This is a genomic window from Serratia sp. UGAL515B_01 (assembly GCF_033095805.1).
In the GTDB taxonomy this organism is placed as follows: domain Bacteria; phylum Pseudomonadota; class Gammaproteobacteria; order Enterobacterales; family Enterobacteriaceae; genus Chania.
This window is the reverse complement of sequence record NZ_CP109901.1, coordinates 3,678,706-3,701,107: the sequence shown is the minus strand read 5'-3', so window position 1 is coordinate 3,701,107 and position 22,402 is coordinate 3,678,706. Positions and strand designations below refer to the sequence as shown.

Genomic DNA, 22,402 nt, shown 5'->3' with positions numbered 1-22,402 from the left:
TATTATATAGGTAATCATTCACTTTGATAGGCAACTTTCACGCAAGTGGTATCCAGACATGGTGGTGCTGGTAAGCTGAGACTGGGGAGGGTAAAATGAGCGGAATGCGCGTTAAGAATAGGAAAATACTGTAAATTCAGATGATTAAATATAGGTATGCGATTTCAATCTTCTGTTTAAAAACATCACTAAAATCAAAGGTAATAATCTTATATTCCCTTATGGCATTAAAGGATAACCCGCCACGTGAGCGTGTTTTTATTGTGTGAAGCAGGCGCCGATCCCGGCGCCTTGTCTATTTTGGCTGAACGTTGGCAACTGACTTGTGACGAAGATGCGCCAATTGCGTTAGTACTAACACCTGAAAGGCTGGAGTTGCGTAAGCGTGACGAACCAAAACTGGGTGCGATCTACGTTGATTTTATCACTGGCCCAATGGCGCATCGGCGGCGTTTCGGAGGGGGACGGGGTGAGGCGGTAGCTAAGGCCGTAGGGATCAAGGGTAGCTATCTGCCCAACGTGGTGGATGCCACAGCCGGACTGGGACGTGATGCTTTCGTTCTGGCATCACTGGGGTGCCGGGTACGCATGCTGGAGCGTAATCCAGTGGTTGCAGCTTTGCTGGATGATGGTTTGCAACGGGGTTATCAGGATGCTGACATTGGCCCGTGGTTGCGCGAACGCATGACACTATTGTATGCCTCTAGCCTCATCGCACTTGCCGATCTCGATCCGCGCCCGGAGGTGGTGTATCTCGATCCGATGTACCCGCATAAACAAAAGAGTGCGCTGGTGAAAAAAGAGATGCGAGTATTCCAGTCGCTGGTGGGGAGTGATGACGATGCTGACGGCCTGCTTGAGCCTGCCCGTAGGTTGGCTAGCAAACGGATCGTGGTGAAACGCCCTGATTACGCGCCACCGTTGGCTGATGTTTCAGCCCACGCCGCCATTACTACCAAGAATCACCGTTTCGATATATACATGCCTTATTAGGTCGTGTCCTTTAAATGCACGTGAGCGCAGCTTGCGGTTATTTGACTGCAGGGCAAGGCAAGGCAAGGCAAGGCATGAGGTGTGGTAGACCATGCGCGCAATGTGCCCAGTCTTGATTACGCTAAAAGACGGCTATTTGTGCTGGGCCTGTAGTACGACTAGAGGCACTTAATGGACTCAGTCTAAAGTGAAAATGCCTGTTTTTGAAAAGTGGTGGCAGCTAAAAGGTGCGTTTGACACTGCTGCACAAAGAGCAAAGAAGGGTAACTTAAGAGAGCGATACTGCCGGCAGTATCGCCGGCATTGAAACATTTGACTGGTTAGCGCCGGTGGACACTCTGAGCAAAATGTCAGAGCACACCTTGAGCCAGCATTGCATCGGCAATTTTGACGAACCCGGCAATGTTGGCACCGTGCACGTAGTGTGTTTGTTTGCCTTCGCCGCCGTAATTGACGCAGGCCTGATGGATATCCGCCATGATATGCCGTAAACGGTAATCCACTTTCTCTGCTTTCCAATTTAAGCGCGCGGCGTTTTGTGCCATCTCCAGGCCTGAAGTGGCAACCCCACCGGCGTTTGCGGCTTTACCCGGAGCGAACAGTACACCTGCGTTGAGGAAGGCGTCTGTCGCCTGGATAGTGGTTGGCATATTAGCACCCTCAGCCACAGCTTTTACCCCGTTGCGAATGAGTACCTGTGCGGCTTCAAAACCTAGTTCGTTCTGGGTGGCGCATGGCAAGGCGATATCCACCGGTATATTCCACGGCTGTTCACCTGGCAGATAGGTTAGGCCACGTTCACGGGCATAATCTTCGACTCGACCATAACGTTGGTTCTTAATCTCTGAAAGGTGTGCCAGTTTCTCGGTAGTGAAACCTGCTTCATCAACCAGAGTACCACCGGAATCTGAAACGGTAATCACCCGAGCACCCAACTCCAGCGCTTTCTCAATGGTATATTGCGCTACGTTACCGGAGCCGGATACCGCGACCCGCATACCTTCAAAGCCCAAACCATGACGCTGCAACATTGAATCGGTGAAGTAAACCAAGCCGTAACCGGTGGCTTCCGGGCGGATCAGGCTTCCCCCAAACGACAGACCCTTACCGGTAAATACACAACCGGTATTGTTCGACAACTTCTTCATCATCCCAGCCATGAAACCCACTTCACGGCCACCTACACCGATATCCCCTGCAGGCACGTCTGTATCAGGACCTAGATGACGGTAAAGTTCTGTCATCAGTGATTGGCAGAAGCGCATGACCTCACCTTGGCTTTTACCTTTAGGGTCAAAGTCTGAGCCACCCTTGCCGCCACCCATTGGCAGAGTAGTCAGAGCATTCTTAAAGGTTTGTTCAAAGCCGAGGAATTTAAGAATGGAGGTGTTAACCGAAGGGTGGAAACGCATTCCGCCCTTGTACGGCCCGATAGCTGAGTTGAACTGGATACGATAAGCCCGATTAACCCGAACCTTGCCCTGATCGTCTATCCAACTGACGCGAAACTGAATGATGCGTTCTGGCTCTACCAAACGTTCCAGCAATGCATAGTCACGATAATGAGGATTACGCTCAATGAATGGCCACAGCGAGGTAAAAACCTCCCGCACTGCTTGTAAATATTCTGGTTGGTGAGAGTTATGGCGTTGTAATGACTTTAGAAAGGATTCTAATGATGCAGCCTGTTCCATTGAGATAGCTCCTGTTTAGCATTTTATTTCCCCCTGTTTTTATAGATTAGGATCACAGTTGGGGAGGATGTTGTGTCTTTATCGACTATATCATTGGGGGGGAGTTGTTTAACAAGAAATAAATAAAGGTATTGTAATGAAAAACGCCTGCATGCTGCAGGCGTAGGTTAGTAAGGTTTGCGAGTGCTTACTTTTCTTCGTCGCGCAGCGGTACGATCAGCATGTCAACGTGGATAGAGTTAATCAACTGGCGGGCGGAAGACATTAGTTTGCTCCAGAAGTCCTGGTGATGCCCACAGAGAACGAGGTCAATATCATATTTATTGATGGCGTCGATCAATACTTGTGCCAGATCTCCACTGCCACTGAGAGTTTCAGTAACCGGATAGCCTGCATTTTGTGACAGCTCTGTTAAGGCATGGTGGGTTTCTTCAGAGATCCGTTTTTGCATATCGCCAAGGTTGACATCAATCAAGCCGGTATAAAGGTCAGAATAATTCACATCAACGTGGATCAAGGAGACTTTGGCATTGTAAGGCTGAGCCATTGACACTGCTTTTTCTACCAGGACCTTGCTTTCCGGCGATAGATCAACCGCAATCAAAATGTGTTTATAAGCCATGAGAATACTCCTTCCGTATAATGCCGGTTAAAGGGGGATACAGGTATTCAGATGTTCTGTCTTGGCGTTTTTGCCCTACCTGCATCGTACCATCCTGATCACACTGCGATATGTAATAGCGATCACACTGTATTGCATCAATAAGGTATTCCCGAAATGCGGGAAGCGGTGATATATCCGTTTTTCTCCAAGATGAAGGGTTTTTGACTGTGTGACTCGGCCCATCCCTTGATATTGCCTTTTCGGGGCAGCGGTCAAATCGGTTTCTGACCTCCTTGCTCCCTAGTTTAGCCATACTGGCCAAATAACTGAGTACAACCAACATGCATGTAACTTGAAGAGGCATGAGTAGATTAACATTATGAATTATAAGCGCCCAGAGTAAAACATAGCTCACTTTTTCAAATCTGGTGGCTAATACTATATTTACTGCGACGCGACGCTACTGAGCAAAATTTACGGACTACGATAAATTTTGCTCAGCATTTGGGCCTGTTTGCGCTTCACTATTCTACAATAGTGAATGTGGGCCTCACCATTTCCTCTCTAGGACAGAAGACGCCTCAGTAAGCATCTTTTGTATTAATGGCTGAGAGGTATTGCAGGGGTATATACCCTAAATAATTCGAGTTGCATGAAGGTAACGATGTCACGACGAGTCGGACGATTTCCGGTTTGAACGCTGTCAGTGACTCCTTAGGGAGCGAGGCTTTACAATCATGCAACTTGAAGTATGACGGGTGTTAACGGGTATAAGGTGCTAGGAGGATGGGAGCCAAAGGCTCCGGCAGCATTGGGGTGAAGTAGGGTCGTTGGTCCGGCGGTTTGCCGTGATAACAACGCCTTGAGGGGGTAATCATGATTAGTACCGTCGCGCTGTTTTGGGCTTTGTGTGTGGTATGTGTAGTTAACATGGCTCGGTATTTCTCTTCTCTGCGGACGCTGTTAGTAGTTTTACGCGGCTGCGACCCGTTGCTGTATCAATACGTCGATGGTGGAGGGTTTTTTACTTCGCATGGACAGCCAAGCAAACAGATACGATTAGTACGCTATATTTTCGCGCAACGTTATGTTGAGCACCATGATCCTGAATTTATCCGTCGCTGTCAGCGTGTACGCGGACAGTTTGTGCTGACATCTTCGCTTTGTGGACTGGTAGTGATCAGTCTGGTAGCGATGGCGATTTGGTATTAATACCCTCTTCACGAGGTAAAAAAATGGCGGCTTACTAGCCGCCATTTTTACCATGGTAACGGGTTAAATCAGTTTGAGCGCTATCCAGTACAAGCTGCCTGAAAGCACAATCGATACTGGTAGGGTAAGTATCCATGCCAGCGCAATGTTCTTCACGGTCTTGCCTTGTACACCGCCACCATCAACGATCATCGTACCGGCAACCGCCGAGGAGAGGACATGAGTGGTAGAAACTGGCATACCGGTGTAGCTGGCTACGCCAATAGATAGCGCTGCAGTCATCTGGGCTGATACGCCTTGGGCATATGTCATCCCCTTTTTGCCGATTTTCTCACCAATTGTTGTGGCAACTCTTCTCCAACCTATCATTGTGCCGAGAGAAAGTGCCAGTGCAACGGCAACAATTATCCAGATTGGCGCATACTCAACGGTTTGCAGCAGATCAGAGCGTAGTTTTTTCAGAAAACGTCTGTCGTCTGCTGAGATTTCCGGTTGCTTAGCTACTTCATCTGCGGTTTCCGTTACGCACATCAGCAGTCGGCGCAGATGGCTACGCTGTTCTACGGTCAGTTGACTGTAACTTTGCAGATTATTCAGCAAATCAAGTGAATGTTCTACCGCAATCAAGGCACGCGAACTTTCACAATGGAACTCGACCGGCTGATTTGGTGTTGGAGATGCCTCTTCAGGTGTCTGGCCCAGTGGTTTTTGCATGACCACATGTGTCAGCGAATTTCCATGCTGTTGGTAGAATTGCTGAAGGTGAACCACAGCATCACGCGTTCGTGATATGTCATAGCCGCTCGCATTCATATTGAGTACGAAACCTGCAGGTGCAACACCGATCAGCACCAGCATAATCAGACCGATCCCCTTCTGGCCGTCGTTTGCACCGTGTGAGAAGCTCACACCAATCGCGGACATGATCAGAGCAATGCGCGTCCAGAATGGCGGTTTGCGTTTGCCATCGACCTTCTCACGTTCTGCCGGTGTCATATGAATACGCTGACGTTTCTTGGTGTTACTCCAACAACGGCGCAACACGAACACCATCAAACCGGCAATCATCATCCCCACGAGTGGAGAAAAGATTAATGACAGGAAGATACTGATCATTTTAGGAACGTTCAGCGCGTCAACCACGGATGTGCTGGTTACTAGCGCATTGGTTAAACCGACACCAATGATGGCGCCAATCAGCGTATGCGAACTAGAGGCCGGCAGACCAAGATACCAGGTACCGAGGTTCCAGATAATCGCCGCCAACAACATGGAGAAAACCATGGCTAATCCATGTGCTGAACTGACATTCAACAACAGATCGGTTGGCAACAGGTGAACAATGGCGTAAGCGACACTCAAACCGCCTAGCATAACGCCAAGAAAGTTGAACAAACCCGCCATCACGACCGCAAGTTGCGAGCGCATAGCGCGGGTATAAATTACAGTAGCAACCGCATTGGCCGTATCATGGAAGCCATTGATAGCTTCATAAAATAATACGAATAACAATGCGAGAATTAACATCAGGCCGGTATGGAAATCCAGGCCAGCGAACAAATGCAGCATAAGCGTTACGCCAGGTTTTTTGTGGACATGAACGGCGCGCATTATCGGCGACAATTGGTGCTGGATAAAAGGAAAATATGACGTTTTTTTGATTTCCATGTTGTAGCAGAGCACTAACTCCTAAGGAATCAAAACAATTTCATGGTCTTACTGGCATTTACGCAGGCTAATATTTTCTTACATTGGCGTTGGCACACCGATACCTTTACAATCCTTCGCCGGTTTACAGGTAGCGAAAAGGCGCAAAATGCGCCTTTCTTGCTGCGATTTTGATTTATTGTTGGGAGAGGTTTGAGTGGAACAGTTTGATGTTGTTGTCATTGGTGCGGGAGCTGCGGGAATGTTTTGTGCCGCACAGGCGGGGCAACTCGGCTGCCAGGTACTATTACTCGACAACGGTAAGAAGCCGGGCCGCAAAATCCTGATGTCAGGTGGCGGGCGTTGTAATTTTACCAACATATATGTTGAACCCGCAGCCTACCTCTCCAATAACCCTCATTTTTGCAAATCGGCGCTGGCCAGATATACCCAATGGGATTTTATCGACCTGATAAATCGCTATGGTATTGCCTACCACGAAAAGACGTTGGGGCAGCTGTTTTGTGATGACTCAGCACAACAAGTGGTTGATCTGTTGGTCAAAGAGTGCGAACAAGGGAACGTGGTATTCCGCCTGCGTAGCGAAGTGTTGAGTGTCGAGAAAACAACCAGTGGTTTCGAGTTGACACTCAATGGAGAAAAAGTTAGTGCTCGCTCACTTGTTGTGGCAAGTGGTGGTCTTTCCATGCCGGGCTTAGGAGCATCTCCTTTTGGTTATAGATTGGCGGAACAGTTTGGCCTTAACGTTTTGCCAACTCGTGCAGGGCTGGTGCCTTTCACTCTGCATAAACCCTTACTTGAACAATCTCAAACGCTTTCTGGGGTCTCAGTTCCTGCTGTTGTTACGGCGGAAAATGACACTAGCTTCCGTGAAAGCATTCTGTTTACTCACCGTGGATTATCTGGGCCGGTAGTTCTGCAAATTTCCAACTACTGGCAACCGGGTGAGTTTGTAAGTGTTAACTTACTTCCTGAGCTTAGTTTGGAGGAATTTCTGAATGAGCAACGGCAAGAACATCCCAACCAAAGCCTGAAGAATACGCTGGCCTTGCATATGCCGAAACGTTTGGTGGAATTCTTGCAAGGTTTGGAGCAATTGCCAGATGTAACGCTGAAGCAGCTCACACCAGCGCAACAGGCCGTTGCGATCGAAAACTTGCAAAATTGGCGCATACAACCCAACGGTACCGAAGGTTATCGCACTGCGGAAGTGACATTGGGAGGCGTCGATACCAAAGAACTCTCCTCTAAGACCATGGAGGCAAACAAGGTGCCTGGCTTATACTTCATTGGTGAAGTGGTGGACGTTACGGGATGGCTAGGAGGGTATAACTTCCAATGGGCTTGGAGTTCTGCATGGGCTTGTGCGCAAGCCGTGGCTGGGTAATAAGTCCCTGTGATAGGCAGTGGGAATGTAGTGCAACGGCACCACCGGCAATTGATGGACACAGCCTAGTCATTTGACCTTCATTAGTACCTGAGAATTATGAGTTTCACTCTTCGGATTTGCGTTGTGGCTTCCATATTCAGCTCAAATAATTTTAAGTGAAAGTTCTACCGCTCATAGATGAAATAGATACAGTGATTTCACTGTCAGCATCACGCTTCACAGGCAACTAGCATAAAATGTTAACTATCTTTATCTAATGTGACCTAAATCAATATGTTGTTCCTGAAAAAAACTATCGTGTCATTTATAGTTGCCTACTCTAACGGCATATTTTCTGCCAGAGTAGTAAGAAACTCTCAAGTAAATTATTATTAATATCTTGACAGACGGGTAAGTTTTTGAGGAATGCTGTTATGCCATGGAGTCTTGAAATTCAACGGGCAATCAACTTGCTACATGCGTGCCAGCATCGACATTCGGATAACATTCCTTGCCCGGCTAGGGCTGATGAACCCGGAGCATGTGGTACTTGTGCTGAAAAGATCATGCCATCAATCATTCTGCTTAATGCTTTCGCTGATGTGCTTCCGCAGCATCAGGAATTACATCGTTTTGGTATTATTCTCGAGGAGAAAGGCCTTATCAATAAGTTAGAGCGGGGTGAGAGTTATAGCCAAAAGGCGCTAGAGTATTTGCGCAGGCAGGTCGAGTCGTGATGAATCCGAAATCATTTTATTGCCTTAGCTGACTCGCCATGCTTCAAGCTGGCGGTGGTGATCGTGTTCGTCAAGGGGGATGTTGTAGAAAGCGCTCAAATCAGTCAGAAACCACATCCTTGTGATTTCCTCTTCGTGCTGCTGTGTTGCGGTATTTAAATCGGTTCTCACAGGTTCTTCCTAGCAATTGTTGTTCACCTTCGCCACATGCTAAGGCATGCACCAAGGTATCCTTGCTCCTGTATCCTCCTGCATCTTGAAGCTGCTTAGGTATAGATCATACTTCTTTCAAACGAAAATCGGGTGAATCAGCAGATAACCTGTGAGTTGAAGCAACGGTTTTTGGCGCTAAGTTTAATGTATTGTTTACTGAACTCCTGGTAAAAATTTTTAGTGTGATTGGTTATTGCAGCAAGCATTCGCTGTGCCCAACTCGTTGTCCTGTTTGCCGAAGAAGCAATATCTGCCATTGTCCTTGAGGGCGCTTGAACTACGCTTGCAATAACGCGATGCTTTGCCGAATTTCACGTTCTATATCGCTTTCTGTCCAGTTATTTAACTGTGAAGAGAACGGCTCAAAAGAGTAGGTGCCTTGGTAACCCAAGCGTTCGAGATTATGTACTTGGCTAATGCTAGCTAACCGATCTTTATCACTAAGCATAATGCGTTCTTCATCAGTTAGCGCTTCTTTAGCCAGTGATTCCTCAACGCCAGAGAGGTGTACCAAGCCAATTTGGTCAATCTGGATCTGCGCATCAAAGTCTTGCTGGGCTGTGTCAGTCAGGTAGTGATGGAAGGTATCCAAAACAATCTTATAGGGCGCAGCAGAATCGCGAATAATTGACTGGGTCAACAAAGAAGAACGTAACGAACTGGAACCAAAACCCAAAGGTTCAACATAGCCTTTTACGTTGTAATGCTTGAACAATGGGGCAAGTAGCTGCAGCGCTGTTAGCGTATCAGCTCTCTTTTGCGTGTCACTGCGCTGATCGCCTGCATTACAGTCTGGGCACATAACGACTGCCGTGCTATTAATCGCTTTTGCCTGTTTTAACAATGTTTCTGCTTTTTTCAGTAACGTAGCTTTGTCTTCTATCCGATTGAACATTTCCAGAGCGTTAATGGTGACGATCTCAATGTTGTATTCTGTTGCTAACCTATTCAACTGTGTGTCACTCAGATTATCCGTCACTTTGCCGCCCTGCATATCGTTACGCAGCTCAACTTTACTTAACCCACAACGAGCTACCAAGCGGAAGAAGTTCTCTAACGTGAGATTAGGTGCGATCTTTCGGTTAACACAAAAGCGTTCTGAACCAATGACCATGATGCGTTATTCCTGGAGTTATTGGTGGTGGGTTGTTTTATTCTTCAAATTGCAGTGTGTTTACTTAGCTGCAACTTGAAATCCATAGTGTATGTTTCAAGGCTTGCCGTGTTCTATTGATGCGGTCTTCACATCTGATAATGGCTGGCGATAGCGTTTCGCCATTACTACGTCCTCCATTTTCTCCAGAGATATCCCTTTTGTTTCAGGGATAAAGCGGCCGATAAACCAATAGCTGAATAGACAACAGATAGCAAAGATCCACATAGGAAAAGCACCGTGGAAGGTCGAGAACAGATAAGGCTGGTCATTGATCATCGGGAAGCTCTGTGACACGACAAAGTTAGCCAACCACATGCAACCGACAGCAATGCTCATTCCCTGTGAACGCATTCGATTAGGGAAGATCTCGGAAACCAGCACCCAAGCTCCCACGCCCCATGACAAAGCGTAAAACACCATAAAGAACAACATGCCAAACAGTGCAAAATATCCAGTAGCCTGGGTATAAAGTGCATAAGAGGTGATCAACAAGCCAGCAATGCTTCCAAGTGTTCCCCAGCGCATCAGTGGAATGCGTCCCATACGATCCATCAGCATGGCACCAATCACTGAACCGACAAGCTGCAAAACGCCGATCCAGATAGTTTGGAATAACGCTTCCTGTGCATTTTCAGTGACGGTTTTCAGCACAACGGGTGCGTAATACATCATCACGTTAACCCCAGTAACCTGTTGCAGCATAGCGATCATACAGCCGACAAACAGAATGAAACGGACACGCACATCGCTGTAGTTTAGTTTCTGTTTATGGTCTTTCTGATCTTGGCGGACGGAGTCCTTGATTTCCCGTAGTACGCTTTGTGCATGCTGCGCATTAGAAACTCGGGTCAACATCGCCAGAGCTTGATCATCACGCCCCACCATCACATTCCAGCGCGGTGATTCAGGAATGATGAAGACTAGAATACAGAACAATATGCAGGGAATAACGCCCGAGGCGAACATCCAGCGCCACCCCATCTCAATTAACCATGTTTCGCTGGCGATACTGGCAATCTTGAAGTTGACATAAAAAATCAGTATTTGGCCAAACACAATAGCGAATTGCTGCATGCTGAGAGCTCGGCCACGCATATCTTTTGGCGAAACCTCCGACATGTACATGGGGGAAACAGTGGCCGCTATTCCCACCGCCAGACCACCGATAATGCGATAAATGACAAACCAAGTGAATGTAGGGGCCAAAGAGGAGCCAATGGCAGAAATAGTAAATAGCAATGCTGCCAGCATCAGGGCTTTTTTACGGCCAAAATGTCCGGCAAGTGGTCCGGCGATGAAGGCCCCAACTACACAGCCAACTACAACGTTGGAGACTGCCCAGCCGGTTTCCAATGGGCTGAGGTTGAAGTAGGTTTTCAGGGCTTCTATTGCCCCTGAAATCACGGCGGTATCATAACCAAACAAAATGCCACCGAGTGCTGCGATCCCACAGATTCGCAGAATATACCCAGTATTGTGTTTACGCTGATGTGACATACGTTGCTCCGATTTTTATCCTGATTTCTGCCCACGAAGTGATCTGTAGAGGTGCAGGGGACAGAAATATAAAGCGTGTCTGTAATCAAGGTGGAATGATTCAGGTTGTCCTTTGTTTAACAAAAACATTTATTTCATATTTAGTGAATAATGAAATATTGATTTTTGGATCTAGTTCAAAAAATTGGCACTAATATGATTGTTAGTCACTTCTCCGGTTGCTAATACAGGTAAAAAACTTCTCTCTGAATAGAGGTGATTTCTATGTGAAGGTCATAAAATATCTGAAAAATATGACTAAAACTAAGCTATGTGCCTGATCGATTACCATTGCTGATGCATATATTCAGTTTGGTAAATTTGCTATCCACTTTGATAAAAATAATTTTCTAAAATATTTCATTTGAAACTTTTTTTTCAATGGAATAGAGTTTGTTTCATATGGTCAGGATTTAGCCTGCTTGTGAATCCTATCCCGTAGGTGGATCAATGAATGCCACAGTGTGTAGCAGCGCAATGGACTGTGGACGATAGCGGACATAAAAGAGGGTGAGACATGAAAACCGTGGGTAACTTTATTGGTGGGCAGGTTTGCCTGAGCAGCAGTAATCAGACTGTTGACGTGCATAATCCTGCAACCGGCCAGGTTGAACGCCGTGTGACACAGAGTACCGCCGCCGAGGTAAAACAGACCATCGATGTCGCCCATCGGGCGTTTACCGATTGGGCACGAACCACACCGTTACGTCGAGCACGTATTATGTTCAATTTTAAAGCGTTGCTGGAAAAGCATCGTGAAGAATTGGCGCAACTTATCGTCAGTGAGCATGGCAAAGTTTATTCCGATGCGCTCGGGGAGTTGACGCGGGGAATGGAAGTCGTGGAATTTGCCTGTGGGATCCCACATCTCATCAAAGGGGAATACTCACCTGATGTGGGCACCGGCGTCGACAGTTTTTCATTAATGCAGCCATTGGGTGTGGTGGCGGGGATCACGCCATTCAATTTTCCAGCAATGGTGCCGATGTGGATGTTTCCGATTGCACTGGCCTGTGGTAACACCTTCGTTTTGAAACCACCCGCGCTAGTCCCTTCTGCTTCAGTACGTTTGGCCGAGTTGTTGAAAGAAGCTGGCTTGCCTGATGGAGTGTTCAACGTGGTTCATTGCGGCAATGGGGAAGCCTCACAGTTGTGTACCGACCCACGTATCCAAGCAGTGAGTTTTGTTGGTTCTTCTGTCGTTGCTGAACATATTTATACTACTGCTAGTGCGCATGGCAAACGTGTACAAGCTTTCGGTGCTGCAAAAAATCAGGCAATAGTGATGCCGGATGCGGATCTGGATGCTACTGTCAATGCGTTGATGGGGGGAGCGTTTGGGTCTGCTGGTGAACGCTGTATGGCGTTACCTGTCGCCGTAGTGGTTGGTGATGACACCGCAGATAAACTAATCGCTAAACTCAAACCTCTTATTACCCAATTGCGTGTAGGGCCAGGTATTAAGCAAGGTGGGGAGGAAAATGAAATGGGGCCATTGGTCTCATCTGCCCATCAGAAAAAGGTGTTGGATTATATTGATATCGGTGTAGCAGAAGGCGCGAAATTAGTGGTCGATGGCCGTCGTTACCAAGTGCCTGGTTACCCTAATGGCTTCTATGTTGGTGGAACTTTATTCGACAATGTAAAACCTGACATGCGTATCTATCGCGAAGAGATCTTCGGGCCGGTGTTAGGTATCTTGCGAGTCTCTGATTACCAAACCGCCATTGATACGGTTAATAGTCACGAATTTGGCAACGGTAGCGCTATTTTTACCAGTAATGGTCATTGTGCACGCCAGTTTGTACATGAAGTTCAGGCTGGGATGGCGGGAGTTAACGTACCCGTACCGGTGCCTATGGCTTTCCACAGCTTTGGTGGTTGGAAACGTTCAGTATTCGGTGCGCTTAATGTACACGGTACAGACGGTGTGCGTTTTTACACCAGAATGAAGACGGTTACAGCACGGTGGCCGGCTGGTCAGCAAACGGTATCTGAATACAGTATGCCAACGTTGGGTTAATTCCTGCAAAGTACGCTGGGCCGTTATTTAACAAAAATAATGGCTTTTTTGCTGATATCTAAACCTGTGTGACTTCAATAATGCCGTCTATAGGCGGTAAGAGTGATTAAACACAGGATATAAGGAGAAGTGTCATGTCTTCACTACTGGCTAAATGTCAGCAACCAGATGCTAATGGTCGCATTCAGTGTGTTACTCCAGAAAATGCCAATTGGCGTTTTGTTGGTTTTGAAGTCTACCGTATGCAGACGGGGCAGATGCTAAAATTGGAGAGTAGAGATAGAGAGCTATGCTTGGTTTTAGTGGCAGGCATTGCTTCTGTGGCAACGAGGCATGCTGATTACCCGCATATTGGCAAACGTATGAGTCCGTTTGAACGTATACCTCCTTACGGAGTATATGTTCCGCACCATGAACATGTCGAAGTTAGGGCAGAAAGTGACTTGGAGTTGGCTGTGTGTAGTGCTCCAAGTAAAGGAAACTTGTCTTCGCGCTTGATTAGCCCTGCGGACGTAGGTGTAGAACGACGTGGTAAGGGCCGTAACCAACGGTTGGTTCATAATATTCTGCCGGATAGCCAACCTGCTGACAGTTTGCTGGTGGTGGAAGTTTATACTGATGAAGGGAATACCAGCTCTTATCCGAGCCATAAGCATGACCAAGAGCATTCGCCAGACGAAACTTACCTAGAGGAAACCTATTACCATCGCCTTCATCCCGAGCAAGGATTCTGTTTGCAACGTGTATATACCGACGATCGCTCGCTGGATGAATGTATGTCGGTATATAATCGAGATGTAGTGAAAGTACCTAGGGGCTACCATCCGGTAGCAACGCTTGCCGGTTACGATAACTACTATCTGAACGTTATGGCGGGTCCAGTGCGTCTTTGGAAATTCACTTGGGAGAAAGAGCACGCTTGGATCAACAGTGAAAGTTACAGATGAGTTGGTGTGTAACGTTAAGAGGCTAAGGTGCGGAGTACTGCGCCTTTTTCTGTTTCAAGTCGCAGCTTAAGAGATAGTCTACTCTTTGCCCTTCAAACTATAGGGAAGCAGCCCCTACTTACTTGTAGGTAGCACAAGTGCTGTGTAAATCGAGGTCTGAACGATTGTTGCGCCACTTACAACGAATAAAGGGGGGCTTTACATTACAGTTCCTTGGCATTATTCAGTGCTAAAGATACGGCCAGCGTTTGTGCCAGGCACATTGAGGCAACCTGAGAGCGGAATCCATCGACCTGTGCTTCACGCACGACAAAGCAAACATCACTGAATGCAACTAGTGGGCTGACCTGACTATCAGTGATAGCGATTTGCTGTGCTCCCTGCTTAGCACCTAACTCCACCAGCTCTAGCGCTTCTTTGGCATAAGGGGAGTAACTGATAGCGATCACCACATCTTTGGGTTTTACCATACTAAGCTGCTCGGTAAACATGCCACCTAGGCCATCGATAAGAAATGCACGTCTTTCTAAATGACGTAAAGCATAAGTGAGGTAAGAGGCGACGCTAAACGAGCGACGCAGTCCGATCACATAGATATTTTCCGCATTGTTCAAAAGTTCTACTGCCTTATCTAACTGTTCGGCACTGATTTGCATGGGTAACTGTTGCAATGCCTGCGCATTGACCATGGTGAATACGTTTAGGATCTCTGCAGGTTTCTCCGGTGCAACGCTATCGTCTGAAGAGGTTTGGCGGAATAGACGGGCGCGCTCCGTATAGTTTACTGTTTCTTCCATCAAATGCTGGCGGAAGACCTGTTTCATTTCGTTGAACCCGCTGAATCCAAAAGCATTCGCGAAACGGATCAGAGTAGAAGGTGGGACACTGGCATGTGCGGCGATGGAAGCAACGGTATCGAAAGCAATGCTGTTACTGTTATCAAGAATATAGCGTGCTACTTGTTTCAAACGCTTGCTCAGCGTTTCATAGCGGCGACGGATCTCGTCTTGTAAAAGTGAAAGTTGAGTTGGGTTATTCATCCATTTGGCTCGCAGTATTGGCTAGGGTGAATCTGTTTATAATCCCGATAAGTTGAATTGCAAAAAGGCGTCAAGCTCTACGCGAAGTGTCGAAGTAACTCTGCCAAAGTACATGCAATTTAAATTATGTCGAGTATATACACCTGAATCATTATTCGGTCATTCTAACAGACGGAGTAGAAATTTCATTTCCTCAGAAAGCGATTTATTTTATTGCAAGCTGCATTACTTCACAGAAAATGGGCAAAAAAACCCTTAAAGCAGAAAAATCTACTTTAAGGGGGGAGTTAAAATGCAGGGGAGCTTATTCTGCTGTTCGACAGTGGGCGATACAGCCGCCAGAAACCGATCAGCCTGAGGTATTTCTGCTTCACTTGTTCGATTAACTCGGCGTCGCTTATCTCTCCTTGTAACCAAAGGCGTGAAGAGGTACCAAAAATGGTACGGCCAACAGCGAATCCTTTGACCCAAAAAGTATCGGCAGCTGCAGCGAAACCAGCCTGGAGGGTTTCCTCTAAGGAATCCAAGCCAAGAATTAGCACTCCTCGGCAGAATGGATCGTGGGTTTCAATGAGCTTTCCCACTTTCTGCCAAGTAGCTGCGCTCAGAGGTGGTAATTTCCACCAGTCGGGTTGTATGCCTAGCTGGTAGAAATGTTCTAGTGTTTCCAGGTAGTATGATTCATCTTTATCAGGGATACTATCCGGCAAAATAACTTCTAGCAGCAGCTCGTGGCCAGATTTGCAACAGCCACGGTAGATATCAACGATTTGTTCATCCTGTTCACGGCGCAATTCCTTGGCATCAAGTGGGTGGTAGAAAACCAAGCATTTCACCACGTGCTCAAGCGGCCAGTCGATTAACTGTGAACCAATATTACCGTGTTCTAACCTTAATGGACGCGAGCTTGGCAATTCGACGGGACGACCAATCCACCACCCTTTGCCGGTAATGGCATTTAACGCTTCTTGGCCATAAGTGGTATCGGCAAGAATACCACTGTTACCTTTTAATCCTGCCTCGTTAGCTGCGGCTTGAGCTGCCGCTAATAGCAAAGTTTTTAGTTGAGGAATACGCCCGTCATCAACCCCAGCTTCGCGTGCCATGTCCGCCAATTGTTTACGGTGATCAAAGGCAAAAACGCACAGTTCAGGCCACTGTTGTTTACGTGTAGTCACGCGATGTAGGTGATTCAGGCGTATATCGCGATCCGGGCGTTTTACATCCTGCTCGCGTTGCAGATAATCGTCCAGCTCGAATTTGGTTGGCATGGCGGGAGCACAACCATGGCGTGATACAACTAGTGCTCCGCAGGCATTAGCATAACGACAGGCCTGCTCCCAGCCCTCATTATTGAGGTAGCCACGCAATAGACCAGACATAAAAGCATCGCCAGCCCCCAATACGTTTAACACTTCAACCCGAACACCTGAATGCAGTTTGACCTGTTGCCAATTATTGGGGATGTCATCTTCAAATACCGAGCACCCTTGTGCCCCACGTTTACACACCAATGTTGCCTGAGTAACCTTGCGAACATTTTTAAGGGCTGTAAGCGTGTCTGTACTACCACCAGCGATATGAAACTCTTCCTCTGTTCCGACAATCAGATCGAAATGGTGTAACACTTCCTGCAACTCGCGTGTCACTTTCTCTGATTCGACAAAACGGGTTTCACCATCACCCAATGATGTCAACCCCCACAGTACCGGCCGATAATCAATATCCAGCGCGGTACGCAGCCCGTGCCTGTGTGCATACTCCAGTGCTTTAAGGACCGCTGCACGGGTATTAGGGTGGGAAAGATGTGTACCAGTGATGGCCAAAGCCCGCGATGAAGCGATGTAGTTTTCATCAATATCATCGGGTGTTAGTGCCATGTCGGCACAGTTCTCACGGTAGAAAATGAGCGGAAAAGTATCCCGATCCTTGATACCTAGGATCACCAAGCCTGTCAGACGCTGTTTGTCAGTGATCAGGTTTTGTGTATCTACCCCAACGCGCTGGAGTTCTTCACGCAAGAAACGGCCCATGTGCTCATCTCCAACGCGAGCCAACATGCCGGATTTTAGCCCTTGAATTGCTGTGCCATAAGCCACGTTGCCCGAGGAGCCGCCAAGATATTTGGCGAATGTGCTGGCATCTTCCAGGCGTGCGCCGATTTGTTGAGCATAGAAATCAACAGCGATCCGCCCGAGGCAAATAACATCAAGCTGCTTTTGTTGTGTAGCCATACTCGTTTCCTTCTGTCATTAAGCAAAACTCGATTGCGACCCGGTAGAGGAAGTAAGCAGGAAGCATAGGGGAAGTATGGGGAATAAAAATTTCAATTTCAAGATTGAATGAAATTTACACCCCAAAAAAATGGTGAATTTTATTTTTTACTTTTACAAAATAAAAGGGGCTTAGAGACAGGCTAATGTTAGTGCGAAAGTGTTTGACTTAAACCCGAAGAGAAAATGTTGGTATCGTAGTGATATCAGCAGCTTGTATCGATGTGTAAGTTCATTTAACTGAATGATATGTAATTGTTTTTATGTTTAATGATATGAATTGAAAGGATAAAAAATATGTCATTCGTAAGTTATAATGCGATCTTTATCTCAAAATGAAATATTTTTTCTGTATTGATATTTAATGGAAAATATATTTGTTTATAATCGATTTGTATTTCAAAATTTTTGTAAAATGAGCACGACTTAAATCCGAATAAAAGAGAACAATCGCTTTTGTCTATCAAAAGCCACCAGATATGCCTACTAGCTTCTAAGCCACAATGATGGCAAAGGGGATAACGCTAATCGAAAGGATGAGTAAATGGGTAAGATCAAGTTAACCATGGCACAGGCACTCGTCAGATTTCTCGACAACCAGTATTTACTGGTGGATGGTGTGGAAACCAAATTCGTAAAAGGTATTTTTGCTATTTTTGGTCATGGCAACGTACTCGGCCTTGGACAAGCATTGGAACAGGATTGTGGTGCTCTGGTGGTGCATCAGGGACGTAATGAACAGGGTATGGCACATGCAGCCACTGGGTTTGCCAAGCAGAAGCTGCGTCAACAGATTTACGCCTGTACGTCCTCTGTTGGCCCCGGTGCGGCTAATATGATTACTGCTGCAGCGACCGCCACAGCAAACCGGATCCCGTTGTTGTTGTTGCCAGGTGATGTATATGCCTCTCGTCAGCCCGATCCCGTATTGCAGCAGATTGAGCAATCCTATGATCTGAGTATCAGTACCAATGATGCTTTCCGAGCCGTCAGCAAATACTGGGACCGTATTGTACGTCCAGAACAGCTGATGAGTGCCTGTATCAACGCTATGCGTGTTCTGACCGAACCTGCGGAGACCGGCGCTGTAACGCTATGTCTTCCGCAAGACGTACAGGGGGAAGCTTATGATTACCCAGATTATTTCTTCCAGAAACGGCTGCACCGTCTTGAACGTCGCCCGGCAAGCGAAGGTATGTTGGCGGATGCATTGGCGCTGTTAGCGAGCAAGCGTAAACCACTTTTAGTCTGCGGCGGCGGTGTGAAATATTCACAGGCAGGGCAAGTCTTGCAACAGTTTGCTGAGCAGTTTCATATTCCGTTTGCTGAAACCCAAGCGGGTAAAGGAACAGTGTCTTCTGGCCATCCTTACAACGTTGGTGGGATCGGTGAAACTGGCTGTCTAGCGGCAAATACGTTGGCAAAACAGGCCGATTTAGTAATTGGTGTCGGCACGCGCTATACCGATTTTACTACCTCGTCAAAATGGCTTTTCCAGAACCCTGAAGTCGCTTTCCTCAACATTAATGTCAGTGCATTTGATGCGGGCAAACTAGACGGCGTTCAGGTGTTGGCAGACGCCCGTGTTGCACTGGTTTCTCTCCATTCTCTACTGATAAAAGCTGATTATCGTTCTGGTTGGCAAAATGCCATTCGTGAAGTTCTTGATGACCAGCAAAAAGAAACGGCACGTGTCTATCAGGCTGTCTATACCGGAGCCGGCTTTGTGCCAGAAATTGACGATTCTCTTGATCGTGAACGCGTTTTTGGCGAGTTCATTGAAAAAACGGGTTCTGTATTGACCCAAAGCCGTGTTCTGGGATTGCTAAATCAGAATTTGCCACAGGACAGTATCATCGTTGCTGCCGCAGGCAGCCTGCCTGGGGATTTGCAGCGCGTCTGGCAAAACCATGGGGAACACGGCTATCACGTTGAGTACGGCTACTCTTGTATGGGTTATGAAGTTAATGCGGCCTTAGGCGTCAAACTGGCAGAACCACAGCGTGAAGTTTACGCCATGGTAGGCGATGGTGCATTCATGATGCTGCACTCTGAGCTGGTCACCTCGATCCAGGAAGGTTGTAAAATCAATGTGTTGCTTTTTGACAATATGACTAACGGCTGCATTAACAACTTACAAATGGAACACGGTATGGAGAGTTACACCACTGAGTTCCGTTTCCGCGACCAGCAAGGTGGGAAACTTGATGGCAATTTTGTCCCGGTAAACTTCGCTATGTTAGCCGCTGCATACGGTTGCAAAACCTACAGCATTACTACTGAGGAACAGCTGATAGATGCTCTCATGGATGCTCGTAAGCAACGTGTTTCTACCTTACTGGATATCAAAGTATTGCCAAAAACCATGGTCCACAAGTATCTCAGTTGGTGGCGTGTAGGGGGGGCTCAGGTAGCCAAAAGCGAAAAAATTGTCGCCGTTGCCCGCAAGTTGCAAGAGAACATCGATAAAGCTCGCGACTACTGATAACGATCTACCCTAGGAATTTCAAGTTATAGCCGGAAAAAGCGAACGAAATAGTGCCGATGTTTAAAAAACGGTAAGGCGTAACTATACCTATTTCCAGACCTTGAGTCTGCCAAGCACATGCCCACGAGGATAACGAAAATGACATTGAACATAGGGGTTATTGGTACAGGAGCCATCGGTAGGGATCATATTCGCCGTTGCAGTAAAGTTCTGCAAGGGAGCCGCATAGTGGCAGTGAATGACATCAATCGGGATAGCGCAGCTGGTGTAGTCAGTGAGCTAAATCTGGATGCCAGGGTTTATGATAATGGCCATGATTTGATCAATTCTGCAGACGTGCAGGCGTTGTTGGTGACATCTTGGGGGCCAAGCCATGAGGAGTTTGTATTGGCCGCTATTGCTGCTGGCAAACCGGTATTTTGTGAGAAACCGCTGGCGGTTACTGCGCAAGGTTGCAAAAACATTGTGGAGGCAGAGGCCAAGTACGGTAAACGTTTGGTTCAGGTAGGTTTTATGCGTCCCTATGATCAAGGTTACCGCGCCTTGAAACAGGTATTAACCAGTGGACAGATCGGCGAACCGCTGATGTTGCATTGTGCTCATCGTAACCCTAGGGTGGGGGAAGCCTACACCACGGATATGGCGATTACCGATACGCTTATCCACGAAATCGACGTACTGCGCTGGTTATTGGACGATGATTACGTCTCTGTGCAGGTTGTGTTTCCACGCAAAAGTACCAAAGCCTTCCCACATCTTAAAGATCCGCAAATTGTATTGATGGAAACGGTAAAAGGTACCCGTATTGATGTCGAAATTTTTGTTAACTGCCAATACGGTTACGACATTCAATGTGAGGTCGTGGGTGAAACCGGCATTGCCAAATTGCCTGAGCCTTCTTCAGTGCAGATGCGTAGCGGTGCCAAACTGTCTACTGAAATCCTTACTGACTGGAAAGATCGCTTTATTGATGCCTATGACGTTGAGTTACAAGGTTTTATTAATGATGTGCAAGCTGGCAAGTTAACGGGCCCATCTGCCTGGGATGGTTATGCAGCAGCGGTAACTGCCGATGCTTGTATTGCGGCACAACTCAGCGGTGAGGTTGTACCGGTTACGTTACCTGCCCGCCCGGGTTTTTATGGTAACTAGGCCGACAAGTGCCTAAATTACTGAGGCTGAAGATGAATAAAGATAACGTAAAGCTGGCTATTGCCCCTATTGGCTGGACGAATGACGATATGCCTGAATTAGGGAAAGAGAACACGTTTCAGCAATGTGTCAGTGAAATGGCACTTGCAGGGTTCACGGGCAGTGAGGTGGGTAGTAAGTACCCACGCGATCCTAACGTATTGAAACCGATGTTGGAAATCCGTGGTATCCAAATCTGTAATGCTTGGTTTAGTACTTTTTTTGCCGAGGGTCATAAAGAAAAGACTATCGATGAGTTTGTAAACCATATGAATTTTCTGCATACAATGGGTGCGAAAGTCATTGGTTGTTCTGAGCAGAGTAAGAGTATTCAAGGTACTACGAAGGCGGTATTTGAAGATAAACCCTATTTCAGCGATGGCGAGTGGCAACGCGTTGCTGAGGGATATAACGAGCTGGCAAAGATTGCCGCAGGTAAGGGAATGCAAGTCTGTCTGCACCACCATATGGGAACAGGTATACAGACTACGCAAGAAATAGACCGTTTTATGGGGGCGGTAGGTGATAATGTTTACCTGTTGTTCGATACCGGGCATGCCTATTACTCTGAGGGAAGTCAACAGGCGATGTTGGCGATTTTGGAAAAGTACCTGCATCGAATTAATCATGTGCATTTGAAAGATGTGCGTGATGATGTGGTTACCGAGGTTAAAACGCGCAGATTAAGTTTTCTTGATGGTGTGAAAAAGGGAACTTTTACTGTACCGGGTGATGGAGTAATCGATTTCAGGCCTGTGTTTAAACTGCTGGATGATCGTGGATACAAAGGGTGGATGGTTGTAGAGGCGGAGCAGGATCCGGCGATTGCCAATCCTTTCGAATATGCCGTAAAAGCGCGTCGTTATATTCGCGAAACCGCTGGGATCTGAATCTTTTTTACTGGTGTTGTTGTGTATCTAACAAGGGCATTTGTATGACCGTAATGCCGATCGGTTAAGCTGAAAATGATCGGTTGAACGATCTTACAGCTGTGTGAAAGACCGTAATCTTATGGAGGATTGCGGTTTTTTTATGTTGGCGATAGTAACAGCACTACAAACGGTAGATCACTGATGTAAGACTTTAACATCTTTGCGTTTCACATAGCGTCCCATAATCCCGTTTATTCCTTTGCTTGGTACCGACTTGATGGGGAACTAAGGAAGTTATTTACTCGGCGTAAGTAATCAATATTTATCCAAATGTTTTTTAAAAACGCTTTACAAACGCGAATGATAATTGTTATTATTATCTCGCA

Annotated in this window: 17 protein-coding genes; 9 read left to right on the top strand and 8 right to left on the bottom strand. The window is 46.9% G+C overall.

The window, feature by feature from the left end:
- Positions 1 to 246 precede the first annotated feature (246 nt).
- Positions 247 to 993, top strand: coding sequence for a 16S rRNA (guanine(1516)-N(2))-methyltransferase RsmJ (rsmJ, locus tag OK023_RS16700; protein WP_317693773.1), 747 nt, complete (start codon positions 247 to 249; stop codon positions 991 to 993).
- Positions 994 to 1,343: 350 nt separating this feature from the next.
- On the opposite strand, the gene gdhA is transcribed toward rsmJ, so the two are convergent.
- Both gdhA and uspA read right to left on the bottom strand, forming a co-directional pair.
- A complete protein-coding gene (gene gdhA / locus OK023_RS16695) occupies positions 1,344 to 2,687 on the bottom strand; it encodes an NADP-specific glutamate dehydrogenase (protein WP_317693772.1) in 1,344 nt (447 codons plus the stop codon).
- Between the two features lie 187 nt (positions 2,688 to 2,874).
- Positions 2,875 to 3,309, bottom strand: coding sequence for a universal stress protein UspA (gene uspA, locus OK023_RS16690; RefSeq protein WP_317693771.1), 435 nt, complete (start codon positions 3,307 to 3,309; stop codon positions 2,875 to 2,877).
- An 858-nt stretch (positions 3,310 to 4,167) separates the two neighbouring features.
- Here uspA and uspB point away from each other — a divergent pair.
- Positions 4,168 to 4,503 carry a universal stress protein UspB gene (gene uspB / locus OK023_RS16685; protein ID WP_317693770.1) on the top strand — a complete coding sequence of 112 codons (336 nt, stop codon included), beginning with the start codon at positions 4,168 to 4,170 and terminating at the stop codon, positions 4,501 to 4,503.
- A gap of 63 nt (positions 4,504 to 4,566) precedes the next feature.
- Here uspB and pitA read toward each other — a convergent pair whose 3' ends face one another.
- On the bottom strand, positions 4,567 to 6,072 hold the full coding sequence (gene pitA, locus OK023_RS16680; protein WP_317693769.1) for an inorganic phosphate transporter PitA: 1,506 nt from the start codon (positions 6,070 to 6,072) through the stop codon (positions 4,567 to 4,569).
- A gap of 295 nt (positions 6,073 to 6,367) precedes the next feature.
- Here pitA and OK023_RS16675 point away from each other — a divergent pair, with 295 nt between their 5' ends.
- Positions 6,368 to 7,558 (top strand): NAD(P)/FAD-dependent oxidoreductase, encoded by a 1,191-nt coding sequence (locus OK023_RS16675; protein ID WP_317693768.1) that lies wholly within the window; start codon positions 6,368 to 6,370, stop codon positions 7,556 to 7,558.
- Between the two features lie 416 nt (positions 7,559 to 7,974).
- Positions 7,975 to 8,277: a hypothetical protein gene (locus OK023_RS16670; RefSeq protein ID WP_317693767.1), complete on the top strand. Its 303-nt coding sequence runs from the start codon at positions 7,975 to 7,977 to the stop codon at positions 8,275 to 8,277.
- 24 nt (positions 8,278 to 8,301) lie between these two features.
- Here the strand turns inward: OK023_RS16670 and OK023_RS16665 are convergent, their stop codons facing one another.
- From OK023_RS16665 to OK023_RS16655, 3 genes are all read right to left on the bottom strand, one after another.
- Positions 8,302 to 8,448 (bottom strand): hypothetical protein, encoded by a 147-nt coding sequence (locus OK023_RS16665; protein ID WP_317693766.1) that lies wholly within the window; start codon positions 8,446 to 8,448, stop codon positions 8,302 to 8,304.
- A 319-nt stretch (positions 8,449 to 8,767) separates the two neighbouring features.
- Complete coding sequence (locus OK023_RS16660) at positions 8,768 to 9,604, bottom strand: TIM barrel protein (protein ID WP_317693765.1); 837 nt, start codon at positions 9,602 to 9,604, stop codon at positions 8,768 to 8,770.
- A 96-nt stretch (positions 9,605 to 9,700) separates the two neighbouring features.
- The gene (locus tag OK023_RS16655; RefSeq protein ID WP_317693764.1) at positions 9,701 to 11,143 is read right to left on the bottom strand and encodes a sugar porter family MFS transporter; all 1,443 of its coding nucleotides are present in this window, start codon (positions 11,141 to 11,143) and stop codon (positions 9,701 to 9,703) included.
- Positions 11,144 to 11,699: 556 nt separating this feature from the next.
- Between OK023_RS16655 and OK023_RS16650 the strand changes: the two genes are divergently transcribed.
- Together OK023_RS16650 and iolB are read left to right on the top strand one after the other, a co-directional pair.
- Positions 11,700 to 13,205, top strand: a complete 1,506-nt coding sequence (locus OK023_RS16650) for a CoA-acylating methylmalonate-semialdehyde dehydrogenase (RefSeq protein WP_317693763.1) — start codon at positions 11,700 to 11,702, stop codon at positions 13,203 to 13,205.
- A gap of 134 nt (positions 13,206 to 13,339) precedes the next feature.
- On the top strand, positions 13,340 to 14,152 hold the full coding sequence (iolB, locus tag OK023_RS16645) for a 5-deoxy-glucuronate isomerase (protein ID WP_317693762.1): 813 nt from the start codon (positions 13,340 to 13,342) through the stop codon (positions 14,150 to 14,152).
- 203 nt (positions 14,153 to 14,355) lie between these two features.
- Here the strand turns inward: iolB and OK023_RS16640 are convergent, their stop codons facing one another.
- Together OK023_RS16640 and OK023_RS16635 are read right to left on the bottom strand one after the other, a co-directional pair.
- The gene (locus OK023_RS16640; protein ID WP_317693761.1) at positions 14,356 to 15,192 is read right to left on the bottom strand and encodes a MurR/RpiR family transcriptional regulator; all 837 of its coding nucleotides are present in this window, start codon (positions 15,190 to 15,192) and stop codon (positions 14,356 to 14,358) included.
- A gap of 287 nt (positions 15,193 to 15,479) precedes the next feature.
- On the bottom strand, positions 15,480 to 17,426 hold the full coding sequence (locus OK023_RS16635) for a bifunctional 5-dehydro-2-deoxygluconokinase/5-dehydro-2-deoxyphosphogluconate aldolase (protein WP_317693760.1): 1,947 nt from the start codon (positions 17,424 to 17,426) through the stop codon (positions 15,480 to 15,482).
- A gap of 583 nt (positions 17,427 to 18,009) precedes the next feature.
- On the opposite strand from OK023_RS16635, the gene iolD reads away from it, so the two are divergent.
- The 3 genes from iolD (at position 18,010) to iolE (ending at position 22,034) form a co-directional block, all read left to right on the top strand.
- Positions 18,010 to 19,950 carry a 3D-(3,5/4)-trihydroxycyclohexane-1,2-dione acylhydrolase (decyclizing) gene (gene iolD / locus OK023_RS16630; RefSeq protein WP_317693759.1) on the top strand — a complete coding sequence of 647 codons (1,941 nt, stop codon included), beginning with the start codon at positions 18,010 to 18,012 and terminating at the stop codon, positions 19,948 to 19,950.
- A 141-nt stretch (positions 19,951 to 20,091) separates the two neighbouring features.
- A complete protein-coding gene (locus tag OK023_RS16625) occupies positions 20,092 to 21,105 on the top strand; it encodes a Gfo/Idh/MocA family oxidoreductase (RefSeq protein WP_317693758.1) in 1,014 nt (337 codons plus the stop codon).
- A 32-nt stretch (positions 21,106 to 21,137) separates the two neighbouring features.
- Positions 21,138 to 22,034: a myo-inosose-2 dehydratase gene (iolE, locus tag OK023_RS16620; protein WP_317693757.1), complete on the top strand. Its 897-nt coding sequence runs from the start codon at positions 21,138 to 21,140 to the stop codon at positions 22,032 to 22,034.
- Positions 22,035 to 22,402 lie beyond the last annotated feature (368 nt).

Excerpts from the sequence above, each read along its gene's own strand:
- gdhA (WP_317693772.1), bottom strand. The coding sequence starts at position 2,687 with ATGGAACAGGCTGCATCATTAGAATCCTTTCTAAAGTCATTACAACGC.
- uspA (WP_317693771.1), bottom strand. The coding sequence starts at position 3,309 with ATGGCTTATAAACACATTTTGATTGCGGTTGATCTATCGCCGGAAAGC.
- uspB (WP_317693770.1), top strand. The coding sequence starts at position 4,168 with ATGATTAGTACCGTCGCGCTGTTTTGGGCTTTGTGTGTGGTATGTGTA.
- pitA (WP_317693769.1), bottom strand. The coding sequence starts at position 6,072 with ATGCTGCATTTGTTCGCTGGCCTGGATTTCCATACCGGCCTGATGTTA.
- OK023_RS16670 (WP_317693767.1), top strand. The coding sequence starts at position 7,975 with ATGCCATGGAGTCTTGAAATTCAACGGGCAATCAACTTGCTACATGCG.
- OK023_RS16660 (WP_317693765.1), bottom strand. The coding sequence starts at position 9,604 with ATGGTCATTGGTTCAGAACGCTTTTGTGTTAACCGAAAGATCGCACCT.
- OK023_RS16655 (WP_317693764.1), bottom strand. The coding sequence starts at position 11,143 with ATGTCACATCAGCGTAAACACAATACTGGGTATATTCTGCGAATCTGT.
- OK023_RS16650 (WP_317693763.1), top strand. The coding sequence starts at position 11,700 with ATGAAAACCGTGGGTAACTTTATTGGTGGGCAGGTTTGCCTGAGCAGC.
- iolB (WP_317693762.1), top strand. The coding sequence starts at position 13,340 with ATGTCTTCACTACTGGCTAAATGTCAGCAACCAGATGCTAATGGTCGC.
- OK023_RS16640 (WP_317693761.1), bottom strand. The coding sequence starts at position 15,192 with ATGAATAACCCAACTCAACTTTCACTTTTACAAGACGAGATCCGTCGC.
- OK023_RS16635 (WP_317693760.1), bottom strand. The coding sequence starts at position 17,426 with ATGGCTACACAACAAAAGCAGCTTGATGTTATTTGCCTCGGGCGGATC.
- iolD (WP_317693759.1), top strand. The coding sequence starts at position 18,010 with ATGGGTAAGATCAAGTTAACCATGGCACAGGCACTCGTCAGATTTCTC.
- OK023_RS16625 (WP_317693758.1), top strand. The coding sequence starts at position 20,092 with ATGACATTGAACATAGGGGTTATTGGTACAGGAGCCATCGGTAGGGAT.
- iolE (WP_317693757.1), top strand. The coding sequence starts at position 21,138 with ATGAATAAAGATAACGTAAAGCTGGCTATTGCCCCTATTGGCTGGACG.